Consider the following 19,265-nt stretch of genomic DNA (forward strand, 5'->3'; position numbering starts at 1 on the left):
AGTCTGTCAGTCCGTGGCGGTCCCCGAGGGGAGAGAGCGGAGCCGCAGCTGCGCCGACTTGGTGCCGTATGCCCAGTCGAGCATCTTGGCCGCGTCGGTGAACCGGCGGTTCGGGTCGGTGGTCGTGCTGTTCAGGACCACCCCGAACAGCGTACGGCCACCGCGCCGGGCCGCGAACAGCAGGCAGTAGCCCGCGGCGTTCGTGTGGCCGGTCTTGATGCCGATGGCGCCGCTGTAGGAGCCGAGGAGCAGGTTCGTGTTGGTCCACTTGTACGCGTGGTGCCCGCTGGTCTTCGACACCGAGTAGGTCTTGCGGGCGACGACCGCGCGGAACGACGAGCTCGCCATCGCCGCCTTCGCCAGCTTCATCAGGTTGCTCGGCGTGGAGTACCCCTCCTTGTGTGAGGAGGTGGGCAGCCCGTCGGACGTACGGAAGTAGGTGCTCGTCATCCCGAGCGACTTCGCGGTCTTGTTCATCTTGGCGACGAACTTCGTCTGCCCCGGGCCGTACACGTCGGCGAGGGCGTACGCCGCGTCGCAGCCGGACGGCAGGAGCATGCCGTTCAGCAGCTGCCCGACCGACACCTTGTCACCGACCTTCAGCCCGGCGGTCGTGGCGTCGGTGTTCTTGACGTGGTCGAGGTAACTCTTCTTGACGGTGATCTTGCGGTCGAGGCCGCCGGCGCGGATCACGACGAGCGCGGTCATCACCTTGGTGATGCTTCCGATGGGGCGCTTGGTCGTGGTGGCGACGCCCCACAGTTTCTTGCCCTTGGTCGAATCGTAGAGGTACGCGCCCTTCGCCGCGATCCCGGACGGCTGGGACGCCTGCGCGGCGGTGCCCGTTCGGGAGGCGGTGGCGGCGACGGCGTTCGGAGTGGTCAGCGGAATCGAGCCCATCAGGGCCCCCGCGACGGTGGCGGCGACCAGGCGCGCGCTGCGACGCATGCAAACTCCTGGGAATTCTGGGGGGAGGCAAGCATGTTCGCAGTTGATCAATTCGGACGCAACAGGACTCGCAGGACGATCGGGCCAGATGCGGTCAGTCGGATTGGTTTGGATAAGGCCGTTCAGCACCTGTCCGGAATCTTCTGGACGGCGCGTCGTACCGTTGAGGGGTGACGCCGAGATCCTCGACAGAGCTCGCCCTGAGACCGACCGGCAGCGGCGGCGATGAGGTCACACACGGCTACCCGCCGCCCGCCCGGCCCGTCGGGAGCACCGTGGTCGCCTACTGCGGCGCGGTGATCACGGTGCGGGGGGAGTCGTCGTCCACGCCTCCGCCCGACACGTGCGCGGAGTGCGCGAAGATCTGGCGACGCCGTCGCCGCCGTTTCCGCTGAGAATACGTACGCGCCGCTCCGGCCGTGCATGCTGGAGCTCATGGAATCCGAACTGACATTGATGGCCGTGCACGCGCACCCCGACGACGAGGTGATCAGCACTGGCGGGATCTTCGCGCGCTACGCGGATGAGGGCATCCGCACGGTCCTGGTGACGTGTACCAATGGCGAACAGGGAGACGGCCCCGGCGGGGTCAAGCCCGGAGAGCCGGGCCACGACCCGGCCGACGTGAGCAGCCGCCGGCTCGGCGAGCTACGCGAATCGGTCGCTCACCTGGCCATCGCCCACGTGGAGCTGCTCGGCTACCCCGACTCCGGGATGGCCGGCTGGGACGCCAACGCCGACACCGGCGTGTTCAGCAATGTGCCCGTCGAGCAGTCGGCCGCACGGCTCGCGGCCCTGATGGAGAAGTACCGCCCGCAGGTGGTGGTGACCTACGACGAGAACGGCAACTACGGGCACCCCGACCACATCCAGGCGCACCGGATCGCGATCGCCGCCGCCGAGTCGACCGGGATTCCGCGCAAGTTCTACCACACCGCCGTCCCCCGGGCCGGGATCGAGCGGATGATGGACTACCTCCGCAGCACCGGCGCCGACATGGGCGACTTCGAGCTGCCCGACGACTTCGGCACGCCGGACGAGGAGATCACCACGGTGGTCGACGTCTCGGCGTACTTCGAGCGCAAGCTCAAGGCCCTGGAGGCGCACGCCAGCCAGGAGGACGGCATCTTCCTGCTCCGCATGCCCGACGACCTGCAGCGCCAGGTGCTCGGCACCGAGTCGTTCGTCCGCCGCTTCAGCGCCGTGCCCGCTCCCGACCAGGAGACCGACCTTTTCGCCGGCCTCCGCTGAGGGGCCTTTCCGATTGACCAGGGGCGGTTCGTACTCAGTCTCCGCCGAATACGCCCTGAGTACGAACCGCTCGGCGAACGGCGTGTTACTTGATCACCTTGCCGAGGATCGCAACCGGCGCGCCATGCTTCTTGCCCTGCGACACCTGCACGGTCAGCCGCTTCAGCTTCATCGGCACACCGAAGGTGACATCGTCGCTGCCCTTGATCTTAAGGAAGGACCGGGTCTTGATCCCGCTGCCACTGACGTACGTGAAGACCACATCGATGGTCCCCTTGCCCGTCTTCTTGTTGTACGTCTTGTTGGTCGCCTTCCACTTCACCGTCGTCCAGGCGGTGATCGTGGCGGTTCCGGTCACCGTCTGCAGGTGGACGACCTTGCCGTGGGGGAGCTTCTTCACCGCGGGACCGTAGGCCGTGAACTTGTGCGGCTTCGGGGGAGCGGTACCGGCGTGGGCGGCACCCGCGGTGCCGGTCAACGCCAGACCGGCCACGGCGGTCGCGACGATCGTCTTACGAAGAAAAGCCATGACAGGTCTCCTTTGAGACGAGTGAAATCCACGCCGCGCGAAAGGGGTATCGCGGCCAGAGCGGAAACTATCAAGCAGAACGATCACGGCGTAATCCTTGGCAGTGGAATTGAGGCACAGTTCCCATCTCGAATGTCGAGTATTGATCCGGTGGGCTCTGTCCGTTCCGTGACCGATGTGCTATTGAAGCCGTTCTTCGTGCGGGTCGGTGGAGGCGCCGAGTGCGGTGTTTAGTCCCTCGTGTGACCTAAGTCCTGGATGTTAGATTCTGGTGGCCACTGTCTGATCTTGGGAGCGTGCCGGATTGTCGCTGCACAGCCTGCTGGGTCCCCTGCTCCATCCCGCGATCACCCTGGGCGGCACGCCAACGACCTGGGCGGAGGTGCTCGGGTTCGCCACCGGGGTGGTCAACGTCTGGCTCGTCGTCCGGCAGCACATCGCCAACTGGCCGATCGGCATCGCCAACGTCGTCCTGCTCGGCCTGATCTTCGTCGACGGCGGCCTGTACGCCGACGCGGGCCTGCAGGCCGTCTACGTCGTCCTGCAGGTCTGGGGCTGGTGGGAGTGGCTGTACGGCGGGCGGGAGCGGACCGAGCGCGTCGTCCAGCGCACCTCCGGTACGGAATGGGCCGGGCTCGCGGCCGCCGGGATCGCCGCCACCGGCCTGCTGACGTGGGCGCTCAGCGCCTGGACCGACTCGACCGTGCCGTTCTGGGACGCGCTCACCACCGTGATCTCACTGGCCGCGACGTACGGCCAGTGCCGCAAGCTGCTCGAGTCGTGGTGGCTGTGGATCGCCGCCGACCTGATCTACATCCCGCTGTACGCCTACAAGCACCTCTACCTCACCAGCGCCCTCTACGTCGTCTTCCTGGCGCTGTGCGTCGCCGGACTGCTCGCCTGGCGGAAGGACCACGCGGAGCAGGAGGCGGCGGCCGTCCCGGTGGCCTCATGACGTTCCGGCACGGCCTGGTGATCGGGAAGTTCTATCCGCCGCACGCCGGCCATCACCACCTGATCGACACCGCGGCGGACGCCTGCGAGCGCGTGACCGTCGTCGTGGCCGCCTCCACCGTGGAGAGCATCCCCCTCGCCCTCCGTACGGCCTGGCTCCGCGAACGGCACCCGCAGCCGTACGTCGACATCGTTCCGGTCGTCGACGACGTCGAGGTGGACTACGACTCCGAGGAGATCTGGGCGGCGCACGTGGCGGCGTTCCAGGCGGGTCTGGCCGCGGCGTCCGGGAACGGCGTGGGCGCGCTCGACCGCCCGCCGGTCGACGCGGTGTTCAGCTCGGAGGAGTACGGTCCCGAACTGGCCCGCCGGTTCGCCGCCGCGCACGTCCCGGTGGACCCGCCGCGCAGCCGGTTCCCGGTGAGCGGCACCGCCGTACGCGGCGACCCGGTCGCCTGCTGGCCGTGGCTCTCGCCCGCCGTACGCGCGTACCTGGCCCGTCGCGTCGTCATCGTCGGCGCGGAGTCCTCGGGCACGACCACGCTGAGCCGCGCCCTCGCGGCGCACTACTCCGCGCGCGGCGGGGTGTGGGCCGCGACCCGGTGGGTGCCGGAGTACGGCCGCCTGTACTGCGAGGAGAAGCTCGCCCTCGCGCGGCGCACCGACCCCGACCGGTGGATCGGCGACCTTCCCTGGTCCTCGGTGGAGTTCGCCCTGATCGCCGAGCGGCATCTCGCCCTCGAGGACGCCGCGGCCCGCTCCGGCTCACCCCTGCTGATCTGCGACACCGACGCTTTCGCGACCTCGCTGTGGCACGAGCGCTATCTCGGCGCCCTCTCGCCCGACGCCGAACGCGTCCACGCCCGTACCCACCACGACCTGTGGATCCTCACCGACACCGCCGGCGTGCCCTTCGAGCAGGACGGCTGGCGCGACGGCGAGTCGATCCGGGAGCGGATGTCGGACCGCTTCCGCGAAGAGCTGGACCGGCGTGGCCTGCCGTACGTGGTGGTCACGGGCGCCCATGAGGACCGCCTTGCCGCCGCCGTCACCGCCGTCGATGCCCTCCTGGGAAAGGGCTGGACATTCACCGACCCGTTGTGACGTTTGCCCCAAATTCCCGATTCGGGGCTTATTTCGGTAATTTGGGGCGGGTGTGGCCGCGTAGATATTTCGCCAAGATTGTCAGGGATCTGGGCTTACGTCGAAGCTCTGGGTATTCACTGGGAGGCGTGGCGATGCAGGTGGCAATCTGTGCAGCCATTCACATTCATAGGAGGAGTGTATGGTCCTCAAGACGATCGTCCTGTCCGGTGCCGTGCTGACGGCCGTGATCGGTGGAGCCGCTGCGCCCGCGTACGCCCAGCAGCCGCAACCGCCATCAAATTCGAACTTCGGGAACGTTTTCGACCGCGACTCTGGAGGATTCGTCGACAGAGGTAGTGTAGACGCCAGAACCCAAAACCAACCTCAGCAAGTATCGGGCAACGATGCGGCCGCCGTCATTGTGGGGCAGGCCATAACCGAGGACCTACAGTAATACGCATCCGGCGGGGGTGTATGGCGGTGCATTGCCATACGCCCCTTGCGGTCTCGTCTTGCCGGACCGTGCGGCAAGACGGCGATACCTACGAGAAACCGGGGTTCGGCAGCCTCCTTTGATGGCCGGAAACGTCGCCGTCCGAGCGCTCGCCGATTAGTGCCGTCGATGCGCTCCTGGGAAAGGGCTGGACATTCACCGACCCGTTGTGACGTTTGCCCCAAATTCCAGATTCGGGGCTTATTTCGGTAATTTGGGGCGGGTGTGGCCGCGTAGATATTTCGCCAAGACTATCGAGAGTTCGGGCTTAGGTCGAATTCCTGGGTATTCACTGAGGCGTATGGTGATGCGGGCGGGCAATCCGTGCAGCCATTTACATTCATAGGAGGAGTGTATGGTCCTCAAGACGATCGTCCTGTCCGGTGCCGTGCTGACGGCCGTGATCGGTGGAGCCGCTGCGCCTGCATACGCAGACTCGCAGCCATCCAGTAATTCGAACTTCGGGAACGTTTTCGACCGCGACTCTGGAAACTTCATCGACAGAGGTAATGTAACCGCCGTTACGAATGGAGGTTTCAGGCCCGTGCCTGGGGCCATTGCCTCGAGCATCCGCTTCGAATAACCGCTTGGGGCGTATGGCGATGCACCCCATACGCCCCTTGCCGTCTCGCCTTGTCGAACCGTGCATCAGGACGGCGGAACCTCCGTGAAGCCGTGGCTGGAAATCTCCTCTGATGATCGGGAAGCGCTGTCGTCCGGGCGTTCGCCGATCTGCTATAGGGCCCCGGTCCTAGTCGGGCGTTGGGTCTGGAGCATCAACTCGACCGTCGGAGGCGAACGTCCATCGAATCGTGACCAATCGGTATGGACTGGTCGGCTACCCTCCGGTCACACCCGGCCACCTGCCCTGCTCGTCGGAGACGCACTGCATGTACAGCTACTACGTGTTCGAGTCGTCCTTCCCGGGAAGCGGCGACGGGGGAGACCGGCGAGTCCTCACCGACCCGACGACGATGCGGGAGGTCATCGCCGACTTCCTCCGCACCCGCTGGTCCCCGAACTCCGCGGGCACCCTCGTCATCCGCGTGTACCAGCGGGGCGACGAGGTCGCCGTGCGCGACATCTATCCCTTCATCGGAATCAAGCTCCCCGGGCTGACGGAGATCACTTGGGATCGCGAGCGGCGGGTCCACGGCGGGGAGCCCGAGCCGGCGGCGTACTCGCGCCTCGCGACTCAGAGTCCAGATGGGCGCTGCCGAGTGCTGCCCGCCGAGGAGGTCCTGCCGCCCGTGGAACGCCGGTCGCTCGGCGTGCGGGTCGACTGGGCAGGGCTGGACCTGCTGACGCTGATCCCGCCGGTGCTGCCCGAGCGGGCAGGCGTCGGCCTCGTCGAGCGCCGGCCGGCGCTCGACGGTAACGACTCTCGTTGACCTACATCGCCAGGCCGTTCAGCAGGACGTTAAGGCCGCGGCGGAACTCCTCGTCCACCGTGACCCGTGCCGCCTGCCGCGCCGTCTCGGCGAGAAGCGGGTACTCCGCGGCCGGCAGTGCGGCCATGGTCCGCGTGCCCTCGCCCGACAACGGCCCGAGGTGCTCCAGCTGGATCGCCCCGACCAGGTAGCCGACCAGGCTGCGCAGGGCGACGACCCGCCGCTCGCCCTCGATTCCCGCCTCGGTCAGGATGCCGAGCACCGTCTCCGCCCACCGCAGGCTGCTCGGCGAGCCCTGCCGGTGGGTGAGCGTGAGTGGCACGACGTTCGGGTGCGCGCCGACGGCATCGCGGACGCGCTCGACCATGATCGCGATCCGCTCCCGCCAGGATGAGCCGGGCGGGGGCTCGGTGTCGACGCTGCCGAGGACGAGGGCGACGACCAGGCCCTCGAGCTGTTCGCGGTCGTCGACGTAGCGGTACAGGGACATCGTCCCCATCCCGAGCTCCTTGGCGACCGCGCGCATCGTCAGGGCGGCGAGTCCGTCGCGGTCGATGACGGCGAGCGCGGCCGCCGCGATCTGCGTCTCGGTGAGCGAGCGTGGGCGAGGCATGGTCCCGACAGCGTACAAGGTACGCCTAAACGTGTTAGCGTATGTTGTACGCCTACAGGAGGGATCACGTGATGGCCGCCCACGACGATCTGCGCAGGCCCCGCCCCGGCACCGTCATCGACGAGCGCGAGTTCACCCCCGTCTCCGGCCCGCCGATCCGCGTCCCGTCGCATGGACACCTCGTCCACCTGCAGTTCCGTCGCTTCGCCGGCTGCCCGGTGTGCAACCTGCACCTGCGATCGATCGTGCGGCGCCATGCCGAGATCGAGGCGGCCGGCATCCGTGAGGTCGTCGTCTTCCACTCGCCCGCCGACGAGTTGCGCGAGCACGCGGCCGACCTGCCGTTCGCCGTCATCGCCGACCCGGGCAAACGGCTGTACGTGGAGTTCGGCGTCGAATCGGCGCGCCGGGCGCTCCTGCACCCGCGCGCCTGGGGACCGATCCTCCGAGCCGTCCTGCGCAGCACGTGGGCCATCGTCCGCGGCCGTGAGCGCGGCCCGGCCGCCCGCCCGCAGGGCGGACGCTTCGGCCTGCCCGCCGACCTCCTGATCGCCGAGGACGGCACTGTGGTGGCCTGCAAGTACGGCGAGCACGCCTACGACCAGTGGTCCGTCGACGAACTGCTGGACCTGGCCTCCCGCAGCTCACACCCGGCGACTTCGAAGCCGTGAGAGGCGACTGAGGAGCCCGACCCGGCCGCGACGGTTCTCCCGGCGGGTGGAATCTCCGCGGTTGACCGTCGCGAGGATCGGCGGACACGATCGGTCGTACGGTGTTCCCACAACGTCACGGAGGTGCTGCACGATGCCGAAGGTGCTGATCGTCACGGGCGACGCGGCCGAGGATCTCGAGGTGATGTACCCCTACCAGCGGCTGCTGGAAGAGGGATACGACGTGCACATCGCCGCTCCGACGAAGAAGAAGCTGCAGTTCGTCGTGCACGACTTCGTCGACGGCTTCGACACCTACACCGAGAAGCTCGGCCACACCTGGCCCGCCGACGTCGCGTTCGCCGACGTCGACCCGGCCGACTACGCGGCACTGGTCCTGCCCGGCGGCCGCGCGCCCGAGTACATCCGCGGCGACACCGACTGCCGCCGCATCGTCCGGCACTTCGCCGAGGCGGGCAAGCCGATCGCGGCGCTCTGCCACGGCCCCCTCGTACTCGCCGCGGCAGGGGTCCTGGCGAGCCGCTCGTCCAGCGCGTACCCGGCCCTCGCCCCCGACATCGAGGCGGTCGGCGGGTCCTTCGTCGACAGCGAGGCGCACATCGACGGCTCCATCGTCACCGGCCGCGCCTGGCCGGATCACCCGGCCTGGATGCGCGAGTTCCTCAAGGTCCTGCGGGTCGCCGCTCCGGTCGACTGACCGACCGCATCCGAGCCCACCGCCGCGTGGACCGATGCGGCGGTGGGCGTCCCCGGCTCGCGGGGACGCTCCCGCTCGGGCGGCCTACGCTGCGGACACGCTGCTCTCCTGACTCGGGATCAGCTGTAGAAGTAGTAGGGCCCTCGTGTCACCCACGTGTCCCGCTCCCCCCAGTACGTCCTGACCTCGGCGCGGTAGTAGGTGTCCTCGTAGGCGCTGGACAGGCTCTTGCACCAGGGACCCGGGGCGCCGAAGTAGTTGTTCCTGTCCGTCCACCAGGGGTCCGGGCCGGACCGGCTCAGCGGGACGAGGTGCACCTCCACCAGCCGCGCGCCGTCACTGTCATACGCCTTTGCGCAGAACGTGTCGCTCGCGTCGTCGTAGCTGATGACGCCGTCGCCGACGTTCTGCGAGAACGAGTTGGCCGACGCGGGCGTCGCCAGAGCGAAGGTCACGGCCGCGAGCCCAGCGCCCACCACAGCCGTCTTGAAGAGCTTCCTCATCATCCACCCCTTGGTACGGAGCGGTCCGGGAGACCGCCCGCGACGATCTTGAACCAGTAGGCGATTCCGGCAGAAGAGTCGACATGCATTGTTCGTCGGCTGGTCACGCAGACGTCATCCGCCACGAGGCCCGGAGCGGTCAACGAGATCGAAAGGGGGGCCCGGACCATGATCGAAGCCCCCGGCCGGGCTACCGAGCGCATGAGTCCCGTAGGTGCCCGGTCCTGGCCGGATGGACGATGGTCCCGCTTCTCGGGACGTTCGTCCCTGGTGGAACGCGTACCAGCGGAGAAGAGTGGATGTTGGCCTGCGGGACGTGCGAGGGAGCTCGCCTGAACGGATCGCCGGTAAGGGATTCGTAGGGAGGGCTGAGAGGCCGGAGACGGCGACCTCCACTACCTGACCCGGACAATGCCGGCGAAGGGAAATCGCCTCGCAGGTCTTTGTCGTCTTCACGAGGCGGTTCCGGTTCGTGTCGATCACGAGTGACGGGTGCGCACCCTCGCGGCGGACAACGACGCCAGAGTGCTCGCGCTGTACCGTGGAGCGCTCAACCGGGAACCCGACAAGGCGGGCTTCGACAACTGGACCGGCCTGCTGAACGGCGGCATGCCCTGGGCGACCGTCGTCGACAAGTTCTTCGGCAGTGACGAGTTCGACGCTCTCGTCCCGAAGATCTGCACGGGTGCCACGGCATCAGCCGCTGCCCGCACGTCGACGTCGCCGCATCGATCTCGGCCGGCACCGCCTCGGGCACGTTCTCCCCCACCCTTGTCGATGTCGCATTCGACAGCTGCGTATAGCCATTCTCAAGCCTATCAACAAGGGCGGCTCCCGCAGCGGAGTCGCCTTTTTTTACACCGGCAATAATTGTCGGACAGTCAGGTGGCAACTTCCTTCAGGCCGAGGGTCGGCTATTGATCTATCTGGCCGCCGGTTGACCTAGAGTCGACTCTAGGATGAATAATCCCGCCCAACGCCCCGACACGGACGGGCAGCAGGAGAGGGATTCGTATTCGCATGAAGTACCGCACGATTGGCAGCGATCCGAAGACTCGCCGTGAAGTCAGTGTGCTGAGCCTTGGCGCGATGCTGTTCGGCACCGCCACGGACGAGGCGACGTCATACGCCATCCTCGACCGCTTCGTCGAGGCCGGCGGCACCTTCATCGACACCGCCAATAACTACGCCTACTGGGTCAATGGCACTCAGGGAGGTGAAAGCGAAGCGCTGCTCGGCCGGTGGCGACGCAGCCGCAACGTCACCGACGAGATGGTCATCGCCACCAAACTCGGAGGGCGGCCCAACGCTCCGGCGACCGGCCTCACCCACGACCTTGAGGGCCTGTCCGCCCAGGTGATCCGGGAATCCTCGGAGCGCAGCAGGGAACGGCTCGGCGTGGACAAGCTGGACCTGCTGTACGCACACGCGTACCTCGAGGGTTCCAAGGTGCCACTGGAGGAGACCGTCGAGGCTTTCGCGGGGTTGGTCGAGGACGGCACTGTGGGACTCCTCGGGGCGAGCAACCACTGGGCGTGGCGGCTTGAGCGGTCCAGGAACCTGGCGGCCGCGGCCGGCCTCCCCGGCTATGAGGTCCTGCAGTACCACCACTCGTATCTGCGGCCGCGCATCGATCTGCCGACCCTGCGATCGAAGGACGGAAACCTCGGCGTGGTCGACGGAAACCTGCTCAGCTACCTGCGAGCCGAGCCCGAGCTCACGCTGGTCGCCTACTCGCCCTTGCTGGGCGGCGGCTACGTACGTGACGACAAGCCGCTCGATGCCGCGTTCGACCACCCGGGTACGCCTCGGCGTCGTGCGGCGCTGCGGGAAGTGGCAAAGGGTACGGGAGCGACCGTCAACCAGGTGGTGCTCGCCTGGCTGATGGGCGGCGAGATCCCGGTGATCCCGCTGGTCGGCGCTTCCTCCGTCGAGCAACTGGAGGAGAGCCTGGCCGCGGTGGACCTGGAGCTGACGGCGGAACAGCGGGCGACACTCGACGCCGCGTACTGAGATCAGCCAAGCGCGCCCGTTTCCGCAGTGCATCAAGCATCCGCAGCGTGCCCCGCTGTTCCTCCCGCCGGGCGGTCAAACGCGCTCTAAGTCTCTGCCGGTGCCATGCGCGATTGGTCGACTACGGAACGCAGATATTGACCAGCCGGATGAAGATCGCTAACGTCCGGTTCGCATATTGCCGTCTCCGAATCATTGGCGCCATGACGGCAATGCCGGATAGGGAGATTCCGTCGATCTAGTGGCGCGAATCGCGTATCGACTGAACGGGAGCACGACATCAAAGAATCATTTGGTAGAGACCTGAAAAAGCGTCGCCGTTTCCCGCTCGCCCACGCGATGATTCGAAGTTCTCTCTTCGCTGTCGCCGCTCTTATGTTCGTCGCGTCCATCCTCGTCTCTGGTGTCGCCGGCGGCGCCGAATCCCGGGCCCGGGCGACGGCTGCGGGTGTCTTGGCCATCGAGGCGCGGCCTAACGATGGTTCCGGATATTGGCCGGACTTCTCCAACACGGGCTATGCCAACACTCCGGCCAACGCCGGCGGCCTGGGCTTGGGTGCGTATCCAGGCCACCTTACCGACTATGCGTCGGGTATGAGTGCCGACAAACCACTGACACTCGATTAACCGGACAACAGCGTCATCTCCTTCACGCACTTTTTGGCGGGCAAGGTAATTATCTACGGCGACAATCTCACGTTCGTTGGCTGCTTGTTCGAGGGTACCGATCCCAACGATAATCTTGTGCAGATATACTCCGACAACAACATCAAGTTCCTGTACTCGACGTTCAAGCCCAACTCCTACTCGATGCCGCCTGGTAATGATGGCACCGTCTCGTCATCGCATTCCACGCCTGGTACGCCTTTCGACAAGTCCTGGCAGTTGGCCACGACGATGAAGGAAGCCGCTGCCGTCATGGACCACAATGACATCTGGGGTAACGCGGGCTTGGAGATGGTCACGGGCTTCCCGGGACGCCCATCGACCTGGACTAACAACTACATTCACGATATGGCCGATACGTCACACGACGTATATCACCACGACGGCATAGGGCCACAGAGCGAAGGTGATGGCGGCCCCATGATCGTCGACCACAACACCCTGGCCTCTCTGGGCAACACCAACGCCCTGGCCCTGCAGGGCGGCGGTGTCTACGATCACATTTCATTTACGAACAACTATGTTTCCGGCTGGGGTTATGCCGTGCATATCGGCGACGTCAACAACGCCACCAACATCACCGTCACCGGAAATATATTCTCGGCCGAACTCGAGCAGCTGTACGGCTTCCTGTACGGCAATATCTGGGGCGGATCGGCTCGCGGCTCCACCTGGCGTGGCAATCTCATTCAAGCTCGTTCCGGAGACGGCAACCACACCTATTCGACGGCCGACAACGGCAGATATCTGTGGCCGACCGACGGTGCAAGCCATACCACCGACTACACAGGATGAGTCAGAGCCGTGCGTACCCGCCAGGTCGAATGCTCGGGAACCGAGTGCCGAGGACCCGATCGCACGGTTGAAGCCGCTCCGTCTCGCTCATTTCGGCCAACGGCGCGTCCATCGAGCTGATCGCGCCTGGTCGGCCACACGACTACGCCGACGACGGAAGCCGTCTACCGTCACGAGCTCCGCCCTGTCATCACCGAGGGAACCGAGATCATCGGCAAGGCGTTCGGGGCGAAGTCGGCCTGGCCGGAGGCGATAGGCGGCCGACCATGGACAGAGGCCCTGTACCGTCGCGGTACAGGGCCTCTGGGCTGGTCGGGGTGGCTCAGGAACTGAGGCTCTTGCGGCGGGCACGGAACGTGTACGTGGTGCCGTTCGCGTCCGTGTGGTAACCCCAGCCGCCGGTGACCGCCAGGTCCCAACCGCGTTGGATGTCAGTCGGGAACCGGGCCGAGCATGCGCCGGGAGAGATCGGCGAACTTGTGCAGCTCGGGCATTGTCCGGTGTTCCATGTATGCGAGGGCGACCATCCGCGGGGCAACGTCCTCGAGCGTCAGGTACTCAACATCACGCCGACGGTAGAAATCGGCCATGCCGGACGGCATGACGTAGAAACCCGCACCTGATGCCACGGCCTCCAGGCACTCCTCGATCGTCACCGGGAGGCTGCTCAGATCCCTCCCCGGCGCGGCCGGGCTGTAAGAGGCACCGCCCCGCCACTCGGGAACGTCTCTGGGGTCCTGCAGCAGCGGTATGTCACGCAGGTCGTCGATGCCGACCGCCTTGCGGTGTGCAAGAGGGTGCTCACTTGGCAGGGCCGCGACGCGGGGCTCGGGAAAGAGCGGGACGACCTCGAACATGCCGGGAGGCAACGGCAACCTGACATAACACACGTCGACGCGCCCGTCGAGCAGGTAGTCGACCTGATGGGTGATCGAGGTGTGGACGACGTCGACCCGGAGATCCGGCGCCATCCGGGAGAACTCCCTGATGATGGGGGTGACCACGACACCGGGCATGAACCCCACGGTGAAGTGGTTCTCCTCGCGGGCCGCGGTCCGCACCCGCTGCTCCAAGGCCACCGCCGCGGCCAGCATCGGCCGGGCATCCTCCAGCAGTTGACGCCCCGCGCGGGTCAGCGCCGTCCCCTGCCGGTCGCGGACGAAGAGCGCAACGTCGAAATCCTCCTCCAGCGCCCGGATCTGACGGCTCAGGGCCGGCTGCGTCATGTAGAGGCGCGCCGCAGCCCGGACGAAGCTGCTCTCCTCGGCCACGGCGACGAAGTAGCGCAGTCGCCGGATGTCGAGATCCATGGCAGGCATGGTAACCGCCCATACCGGTCCGGCATCGCCCATGCCGGACCGGCATCACGGAGGAGGAGATCGGCATTGGCGGTGCCGGAAGTCGCGGGCCCACCATGGAATGGTCGGCGGAACGCCATTGGGCCCACGGTCCGCTCCGGGCCCGTCGTCGCTGACCGCGACCGCATCGGGGCTCGCGCCGAGAAGTTGGGAAGAGATGAAACACTATGACCTCGTCGTGCTCGGGGCGGGCAGCGGAAACATGCTGCTTGGCCCGGAGACGGCGCACCTGCGGACCGCCATCGTGGAGCCCGCCCGGTTCGGGGGGACCTGCCTGAACCGCGGGTGCATCCCGTCGAAGATGTTCGTCGTGGCCGCCGACGCGGCCACCACGGCCAGGTCGGCGAAGCGGCTGGGCGTACACGCCACGGTCGATCACGTCGACTGGAAGGCCATCCGCGACCGGGTGTTCGGCCGGATCGACCCGCTCCACGACAGCGCGGTCGCATACCGCCGCCTTGCGATGGACGTCTACACCGAACCCGCGCGCTTCGTCTCGCCGACGGTGGTGGAGGTCGGATCGCAACGGATCAGCTCCGACTCGTTCGTCGTCGCGGTGGGGGCACGTCCGGTGGTGCCGGCGATCCCGGGCCTGGAGGATGTCCCCTTCCACACCTCCGACACGATTATGCGGATCGAAGAGGTCCCCGAGTCCCTGGTGATCGTCGGAGGCGGGTTCATCGCGGCCGAACTGGGTTACGTCTTCGGTGCGTTGGGATCAAGCGTCACGATCGTGCAGCGGGGGCCGCGGCTGCTGCCGCAGGAGGACGAGCAGGTGTCGGCCCGGTTCACCGAACTCGCCGCCGAGCGCCACCGGCTCCTGCTGAACACCGAGGTCATGTCCGTCGAGGCCCGGGGGCACGGCGTCGCGGTCCACGTCGCCGGAGCCGCTGGGCGCGAGCCGGGTGAGACAGTCGAAGCAGCCGCGCTGCTCATCGCCGTGGGTCGCCGGCCCAACACCGACCGCCTCGACGCCGCGGCCGCCGGACTGGACCTCGATGAGCACGGCCACATCGTGACCGACGACGCCTACCGTACTTCGGTCCCGCGTATCTGGTCGCTCGGCGACGCCACGAACCACTTCCAGCTCAAGCACATGGCCAACGCCGAAGTACGTGTGGTGCGCCACAACCTCCTGCACCCCGACGACATCCGCACGCTTTCCCCCCGCCTGGTTCCGCACGCGGTCTTCTCCGACCCACAGATAGCCAGTGTCGGGCTGACTGAACGGCAGGCGCGGGAGCGCGGAATCGACTGCCTGATCGGCGTCCGTGACTACGCCGACACCGCTTACGGCTGGGCGCTGGAGGACACCACAGGCTTCGTCAAGGTGCTTGCGGATCCCCGCGACCGGACGCTGATCGGAGCGCACATCATCGGCCCGCAGGCCGCGACATTGATCCAGCCCCTGATTCAGGCGATGACGCTGGGCCTGACCGCGGACCGGATCGCCCGTGAGGTCCTCTACATCCATCCCGCTCTCACCGAAGTGGTCGAACAAGCGCTGCTGGCGCTGTGACGGGCAGCCCACCGTGTCCGCAATCCTTCGCCGATCGAGAACTGCGGTGGGGCGAGCAGCCTCTTTCAGGCCGTGCGGCGAGCCGATGGCCGCGTGATCGTTCACCAGGGCGAGCACACCTGCAGAGCACCGGGCTGCTCTGCTCCTGCTGCCCGGTCCGTACCCGCATGTCCTCGTCTTCCGGCTCGGCGAATCAACTATCAACTGGAGGTAAGTAATGGCGAAGCTTGAGCTGCCGACGTGGCTTGAGGAATACGTCGACGCGGTCAACACGCACGCCCCGGTCGACGTCGTCGCGATGATGAGCGAGGACGTCGTAGTGGTCGACACGGCCTTCGGCGGCTCGTACGCCGGCAGGGCGGCCGTGGAACAGCTGTTGTCGGGTATGGATGCCGGCCTTTCCAGCGACTATCGGTTCACCGTCAAGAAGTTCATCGTCTCCGGCGACTCCTACGCATTCGAGTGGGACTTCTCCGGAACGAACGACCGGGCGAATCCGGCCATGGGCCTTCCCGGAACAGGACAGGAGTTCACTGTCCCAGGTCTCACCATCGGGGAACGACGCAACGGCCTGATCTCGGAGAACCGGGACTACTGGAACGTAGCGGCGCTCTTGATGCAGCTCGGCGTCATGCCCGCACCGGGCGGCGAGCCGAAGTGACCCGCCCGAGGCTCACACGCTGATTTGGAAAGGCTTGTTGGTCAGGCCGAGTTGGCAACTGTGCTGCGGTCATGCTCGATCGGCATGACGGTCCACAAGAACCCAACGCCTTCGGGGCGGGGTTGAGGTCCGTGGGCTCCGACGTCGGCGTCAGGCTGTAACCGCCTTCCGCCTGACGGAGGGCCCGAGCATGGAAGAGGTACCAGAGTATGCCCAGCACACAGTGGCGCGAAGTTTTCCTGCCGGACGAAAGTGACCAGCACGCGGTTCAGGCACGAGTTTTCAGTGAACTGCAGCGTCAACGGTTGGGGAAGCATGGTCACGGGAGGGCGTTGCACCGCAAACAGGTGGCCGCTCTGAGGGCCACGCTCACTGTGGAAGAAGGTCTTCCTGACTATGCGAGCCAGGGAATATTCTCCACTCCATCTGTTTATGACGCACATGTGAGGCTGTCCAACGGGAATTTCTCCTCTGACCGGGCTCCTGATATCCGCGGCTTCGCAATAAAGGTGCTCAGTGCCTCTACGCCGTCGACTGCCGATGTCGAGCAGAACTTCACCCTGGTCAGCCAGGAGACGCTGAAGGTCAGCGGCAGCGCCGAAGTCGTCGGAATCGTCGAACTCTCCACAGGTGCGCCCGGCGCTGCACTTCGTAAAGTCGCCACGAAGCCGCATCTGACTCGCAGTGCCGTTGCGAACTTCCGCGACATGGTGAAGCCGTTCAGCGGATTCGCCACGCATGAATTCTTCAGCATCATGCCGATCGCCTTCGGTGCCTACGCGGCCCGGGTGAAGCTGTGCGCCGCCTCGACGGCGATCAACAAGGAAGCCCGCAAGAATCTGGCCGCTGACCTTTATGGGCGACTGGCCGGAGGCGACCTGGAGTTCCTTTTTCAAGCTCAGTTCTTCGAGGACGAGGGCCGTACGCCCATCGAGAACCCGGCGGTCCGCTGGGACGCGCCGTGGCTCACTGTGGCGCGACTGCGCGTGCCCCGGCAAACGCCGGAGGAAGAACTGGCCCGGACAGTCGAGAAGAGCAGCTTCAACCCTTGGATCACGGCGCCGGAGCATCGCCCCCTCGGAGAGTTGATGCGCGCTCGCCAGGAAGCCTACTCACTCAGCTGGCGCAACCGCGACGTCGCTCCCTGACACCTGCGTCCGCGCGTGACTGTCGTCTTCGCGGGTCTCGAGCCGGCGCTTTCGCTCGTCGGGCAGAGGGCCGACGTTCCTGCGGGAGTGGTGGCATGTCGTGCCACCGCTCCAGTGGAGGTCCTGGACGCCTTAGTGGCCGGGCTGCTGGAACGGTGCGTGGCCGTTGCTCACCTTTGGGCGGACAAGCTGCGGGAGGAGGCTGACCGGGTCAGGGCCGAGCCTGCCACTGTGCCCTCAGCCGTCGCACTTCAGACGGCCTCACCGGTCACCCCCTGAGAGAAGCCGACCAAGATCTTCTCCCAGATTTCTCCCAAACGATCTCCATAAACCCGCCAGGGGCCTGATCCACTTGGTGAATCAGGCCCCTGGCCTGGTATTTCTCTGTCGGGGTGGCGGGATTTGAACCCACGACCTCTTCGTCCCGAACGAAGCGCGCTGCCAAGCTGCGCTACACCCCGGTGGTCACAGGTCGTCTTCAACGCCTGCGCCTCGACGAGTCTAGCGGACTTTTCACCGTGCCCGCGCCACAGTATTCCCGGCAACCGATCGACTGCGCCCGTACGAGCCGGTCCCCGAAGCGGCTCGTACGGGCTCGATGGGGTGGTTCAGGCGGCGACGGCGTCGATCGCGGGGGTGCGGATGGTCCGCCGTGCGGTGCCGATGCTCGCGGTGAAGGTCAGGACCACGGCGAGGGCGACCATGCCCAGGAAGATGCCGACGCCGGAGTCCGGGAGGAGAGTGTCGGCGCGGGCGCTGCTGTAGGCGATGCTGGTGAAGAGGGAGGCGGCCGCGCCGAACAGGACGCCGGTGGCGGTCAGCACGGTGCTCTCGAGCGCGACCACGCGCAGGACCTGCACGGGCGTCGCGCCGGCCAGCCGCTGCTGCCCGAATTCGCGGCGGCGGTGGGTCGTCGCGGCGACCAGGGTGTTGATCAGCATGATCGCCGCGAACAGCGCGATCATCGCGATGACGACGAGGTTGAGGGTCTCGATGTTCTTCTGATCGGCGGTCTTGGCGACTCCTGCGGCGGCGGTGACGGCGTTCTCGGTGCTCTGCATACAGAGGGTGCCGATGCTGATGCCGGTGAACAGGATGATCGGCATCAGCGCGGTGGCCATCTGGTCACTACGCCGGCGGAGGTTCTCCACGGCCAGGTGGCCGCTCGCCCCGCCCAGGCGCTCCAGCGGAACGGCCGCGATCGCGATGACCTTCCGGATCAGTGCCGGCCCGAGCAGCGCGAACCCGATGGCGGCGAGGCCGTCGGCCGAGCCGGCCGTCGACATCGCGTCCGTGGCCTTGCCTCGCATCGCGGTGACGGTCAGCACGGCCAAGTAAACGCCGAGGGCGAGGAAGACGCATGCTGTGGCGATCCGCTTCTTGGTCATCCGGCCGGGTTCGGTCGTGGCCTCGATCATGGCCTCCGCCGCCCGTACACGGGTGGCACGCCGGGCCGCCAGCATCGCGGCGGCGGTCGCGGCGACGAACGTGATGCCGAGCCCCATGCTGATGGCGATCGGCCCGAAGGTGTACTCGACGTTCGGCGCGATCTGGTGGGTGTCGACGAGCATGGCGAACAGCCCGTGGCCGGCCAGGAGCGCCAGGGGTATGGCCGATGCGGCCGCGATGACGGCGACGACGGCCGACTCACCGACGATCATCCGGCGGATCTGGGCGGGCGTCGCGCCGATGCTCTTCAGCAACGCGAGCTCGGTGCCGCGCTGGCGCACCGACAGGGTCAGGGTGGAGGCGACGGCGAAGATCACGATGAGGAGGCCCCAGCCGCCGACGACGTTCGCCATCGTGACCAACGTCTCCCGGTTCGCCGACGGCACTCCCTTGCCCAGGGAGGTGTCGAGGAGGGAGGCGAAGGCCATGAGGATCGCCGCACCGAGGAAGATCGCCAGGAAGGTCGCCGTGAACGCGCCGGCGCGTCGCCGCAGTGATCGGAGGGCGAGAGCGAACATGG

General features: G+C 66.7%; 20 protein-coding genes and 1 tRNA gene. 14 read left to right on the forward strand and 7 right to left on the reverse strand.

What is annotated here, in order from left to right; all coding sequences use genetic code 11:
- Positions 1-6 precede the first annotated feature (6 nt).
- On the reverse strand, positions 7-948 hold the full coding sequence (locus ABEA24_RS33110; RefSeq protein WP_345435668.1) for a D-alanyl-D-alanine carboxypeptidase family protein: 942 nt from the start codon (positions 946-948) through the stop codon (positions 7-9).
- A gap of 170 nt (positions 949-1,118) precedes the next feature.
- On the opposite strand from ABEA24_RS33110, the gene ABEA24_RS33115 reads away from it, so the two are divergent.
- Both ABEA24_RS33115 and ABEA24_RS33120 read left to right on the forward strand, forming a co-directional pair.
- Positions 1,119-1,343, forward strand: a complete 225-nt coding sequence (locus tag ABEA24_RS33115) for a hypothetical protein (RefSeq protein ID WP_345435670.1) — start codon at positions 1,119-1,121, stop codon at positions 1,341-1,343.
- A 40-nt stretch (positions 1,344-1,383) separates the two neighbouring features.
- Positions 1,384-2,199 carry a PIG-L family deacetylase gene (locus ABEA24_RS33120; protein ID WP_345435672.1) on the forward strand — a complete coding sequence of 272 codons (816 nt, stop codon included), beginning with the start codon at positions 1,384-1,386 and terminating at the stop codon, positions 2,197-2,199.
- An 85-nt stretch (positions 2,200-2,284) separates the two neighbouring features.
- Here ABEA24_RS33120 and ABEA24_RS33125 read toward each other — a convergent pair whose 3' ends face one another.
- Positions 2,285-2,728, reverse strand: a complete 444-nt coding sequence (locus ABEA24_RS33125) for a hypothetical protein (protein ID WP_345435674.1) — start codon at positions 2,726-2,728, stop codon at positions 2,285-2,287.
- 304 nt (positions 2,729-3,032) lie between these two features.
- On the opposite strand from ABEA24_RS33125, the gene pnuC reads away from it, so the two are divergent.
- The 4 genes from pnuC to ABEA24_RS33145 all read left to right on the forward strand — a co-directional run bounded on the left by pnuC (position 3,033) and on the right by ABEA24_RS33145 (position 6,652).
- Entirely contained in the window at positions 3,033-3,683 is a 651-nt protein-coding gene (gene pnuC, locus ABEA24_RS33130) for a nicotinamide riboside transporter PnuC (RefSeq protein ID WP_345435676.1), read from the forward strand.
- Positions 3,680-4,786 carry an AAA family ATPase gene (locus ABEA24_RS33135; protein WP_345435678.1) on the forward strand — a complete coding sequence of 369 codons (1,107 nt, stop codon included), beginning with the start codon at positions 3,680-3,682 and terminating at the stop codon, positions 4,784-4,786. Before pnuC ends, ABEA24_RS33135 begins: the two co-directional genes overlap by 4 nt.
- A gap of 181 nt (positions 4,787-4,967) precedes the next feature.
- The gene (locus tag ABEA24_RS33140) at positions 4,968-5,222 is read left to right on the forward strand and encodes a hypothetical protein (RefSeq protein WP_345435680.1); all 255 of its coding nucleotides are present in this window, start codon (positions 4,968-4,970) and stop codon (positions 5,220-5,222) included.
- 851 nt (positions 5,223-6,073) lie between these two features.
- A complete protein-coding gene (locus ABEA24_RS33145; protein WP_345435682.1) occupies positions 6,074-6,652 on the forward strand; it encodes a hypothetical protein in 579 nt (192 codons plus the stop codon).
- Between the two features lies 1 nt (position 6,653).
- On the opposite strand, the gene ABEA24_RS33150 is transcribed toward ABEA24_RS33145, so the two are convergent.
- Complete coding sequence (locus ABEA24_RS33150; protein WP_345435684.1) at positions 6,654-7,265, reverse strand: TetR/AcrR family transcriptional regulator; 612 nt, start codon at positions 7,263-7,265, stop codon at positions 6,654-6,656.
- A 71-nt stretch (positions 7,266-7,336) separates the two neighbouring features.
- On the opposite strand from ABEA24_RS33150, the gene ABEA24_RS33155 reads away from it, so the two are divergent.
- Positions 7,337-7,936, forward strand: a complete 600-nt coding sequence (locus ABEA24_RS33155; protein ID WP_345435686.1) for a peroxiredoxin-like family protein — start codon at positions 7,337-7,339, stop codon at positions 7,934-7,936.
- 133 nt (positions 7,937-8,069) lie between these two features.
- Positions 8,070-8,633, forward strand: a complete 564-nt coding sequence (locus tag ABEA24_RS33160) for a DJ-1/PfpI family protein (RefSeq protein ID WP_345435688.1) — start codon at positions 8,070-8,072, stop codon at positions 8,631-8,633.
- Positions 8,634-8,752: 119 nt separating this feature from the next.
- On the opposite strand, the gene ABEA24_RS33165 is transcribed toward ABEA24_RS33160, so the two are convergent.
- Complete coding sequence (locus tag ABEA24_RS33165; protein WP_345435691.1) at positions 8,753-9,139, reverse strand: hypothetical protein; 387 nt, start codon at positions 9,137-9,139, stop codon at positions 8,753-8,755.
- A 489-nt stretch (positions 9,140-9,628) separates the two neighbouring features.
- On the opposite strand from ABEA24_RS33165, the gene ABEA24_RS33170 reads away from it, so the two are divergent.
- The 3 genes from ABEA24_RS33170 (at position 9,629) to ABEA24_RS33180 (ending at position 12,610) form a co-directional block, all read left to right on the forward strand.
- A complete protein-coding gene (locus tag ABEA24_RS33170; RefSeq protein WP_345435693.1) occupies positions 9,629-10,006 on the forward strand; it encodes a DUF4214 domain-containing protein in 378 nt (125 codons plus the stop codon).
- Between the two features lie 150 nt (positions 10,007-10,156).
- A complete protein-coding gene (locus ABEA24_RS33175; protein ID WP_345435695.1) occupies positions 10,157-11,149 on the forward strand; it encodes an aldo/keto reductase in 993 nt (330 codons plus the stop codon).
- A 711-nt stretch (positions 11,150-11,860) separates the two neighbouring features.
- Positions 11,861-12,610 carry a hypothetical protein gene (locus ABEA24_RS33180; RefSeq protein WP_345435697.1) on the forward strand — a complete coding sequence of 250 codons (750 nt, stop codon included), beginning with the start codon at positions 11,861-11,863 and terminating at the stop codon, positions 12,608-12,610.
- A 431-nt stretch (positions 12,611-13,041) separates the two neighbouring features.
- Here ABEA24_RS33180 and ABEA24_RS33185 read toward each other — a convergent pair whose 3' ends face one another.
- Positions 13,042-13,920, reverse strand: a complete 879-nt coding sequence (locus tag ABEA24_RS33185; protein WP_345435699.1) for a LysR family transcriptional regulator — start codon at positions 13,918-13,920, stop codon at positions 13,042-13,044.
- Between the two features lie 205 nt (positions 13,921-14,125).
- Between ABEA24_RS33185 and ABEA24_RS33190 the strand changes: the two genes are divergently transcribed.
- The 3 genes from ABEA24_RS33190 (at position 14,126) to ABEA24_RS33200 (ending at position 17,296) form a co-directional block, all read left to right on the forward strand.
- Entirely contained in the window at positions 14,126-15,487 is a 1,362-nt protein-coding gene (locus ABEA24_RS33190; protein ID WP_345435702.1) for a mycothione reductase, read from the forward strand.
- A gap of 217 nt (positions 15,488-15,704) precedes the next feature.
- Positions 15,705-16,148, forward strand: coding sequence for an ester cyclase (locus ABEA24_RS33195; protein ID WP_345435704.1), 444 nt, complete (start codon positions 15,705-15,707; stop codon positions 16,146-16,148).
- 209 nt (positions 16,149-16,357) lie between these two features.
- Complete coding sequence (locus ABEA24_RS33200; RefSeq protein ID WP_345435706.1) at positions 16,358-17,296, forward strand: catalase family protein; 939 nt, start codon at positions 16,358-16,360, stop codon at positions 17,294-17,296.
- 387 nt (positions 17,297-17,683) lie between these two features.
- Here ABEA24_RS33200 and ABEA24_RS33205 read toward each other — a convergent pair.
- Positions 17,684-17,757, reverse strand: a tRNA-Pro gene (locus tag ABEA24_RS33205).
- A 147-nt stretch (positions 17,758-17,904) separates the two neighbouring features.
- Complete coding sequence (locus ABEA24_RS33210; protein WP_345435708.1) at positions 17,905-19,263, reverse strand: FtsX-like permease family protein; 1,359 nt, start codon at positions 19,261-19,263, stop codon at positions 17,905-17,907.
- Between the last annotated feature and the right edge of the window lie 2 nt (positions 19,264-19,265).

It is taken from the genome of Actinoallomurus vinaceus, assembly GCF_039542055.1.
Classification (GTDB): Bacteria; Actinomycetota; Actinomycetes; order Streptosporangiales; family Streptosporangiaceae; genus Actinoallomurus; species Actinoallomurus vinaceus.

What these genes read in the sequence shown, in the direction of transcription:
- ABEA24_RS33110 (WP_345435668.1), bottom strand. Translation starts at nt 948, where the DNA reads ATGCGTCGCAGCGCGCGCCTGGTCGCCGCCACCGTCGCGGGGGCCCTG.
- ABEA24_RS33120 (WP_345435672.1), top strand. Translation starts at nt 1,384, where the DNA reads ATGGAATCCGAACTGACATTGATGGCCGTGCACGCGCACCCCGACGAC.
- ABEA24_RS33125 (WP_345435674.1), bottom strand. Translation starts at nt 2,728, where the DNA reads ATGGCTTTTCTTCGTAAGACGATCGTCGCGACCGCCGTGGCCGGTCTG.
- ABEA24_RS33135 (WP_345435678.1), top strand. Translation starts at nt 3,680, where the DNA reads ATGACGTTCCGGCACGGCCTGGTGATCGGGAAGTTCTATCCGCCGCAC.
- ABEA24_RS33140 (WP_345435680.1), top strand. Translation starts at nt 4,968, where the DNA reads ATGGTCCTCAAGACGATCGTCCTGTCCGGTGCCGTGCTGACGGCCGTG.
- ABEA24_RS33150 (WP_345435684.1), bottom strand. Translation starts at nt 7,265, where the DNA reads ATGCCTCGCCCACGCTCGCTCACCGAGACGCAGATCGCGGCGGCCGCG.
- ABEA24_RS33155 (WP_345435686.1), top strand. Translation starts at nt 7,337, where the DNA reads ATGGCCGCCCACGACGATCTGCGCAGGCCCCGCCCCGGCACCGTCATC.
- ABEA24_RS33160 (WP_345435688.1), top strand. Translation starts at nt 8,070, where the DNA reads ATGCCGAAGGTGCTGATCGTCACGGGCGACGCGGCCGAGGATCTCGAG.
- ABEA24_RS33165 (WP_345435691.1), bottom strand. Translation starts at nt 9,139, where the DNA reads ATGATGAGGAAGCTCTTCAAGACGGCTGTGGTGGGCGCTGGGCTCGCG.
- ABEA24_RS33175 (WP_345435695.1), top strand. Translation starts at nt 10,157, where the DNA reads ATGAAGTACCGCACGATTGGCAGCGATCCGAAGACTCGCCGTGAAGTC.
- ABEA24_RS33185 (WP_345435699.1), bottom strand. Translation starts at nt 13,920, where the DNA reads ATGGATCTCGACATCCGGCGACTGCGCTACTTCGTCGCCGTGGCCGAG.
- ABEA24_RS33190 (WP_345435702.1), top strand. Translation starts at nt 14,126, where the DNA reads ATGAAACACTATGACCTCGTCGTGCTCGGGGCGGGCAGCGGAAACATG.
- ABEA24_RS33195 (WP_345435704.1), top strand. Translation starts at nt 15,705, where the DNA reads ATGGCGAAGCTTGAGCTGCCGACGTGGCTTGAGGAATACGTCGACGCG.
- ABEA24_RS33200 (WP_345435706.1), top strand. Translation starts at nt 16,358, where the DNA reads ATGCCCAGCACACAGTGGCGCGAAGTTTTCCTGCCGGACGAAAGTGAC.
- ABEA24_RS33210 (WP_345435708.1), bottom strand. Translation starts at nt 19,263, where the DNA reads ATGTTCGCTCTCGCCCTCCGATCACTGCGGCGACGCGCCGGCGCGTTC.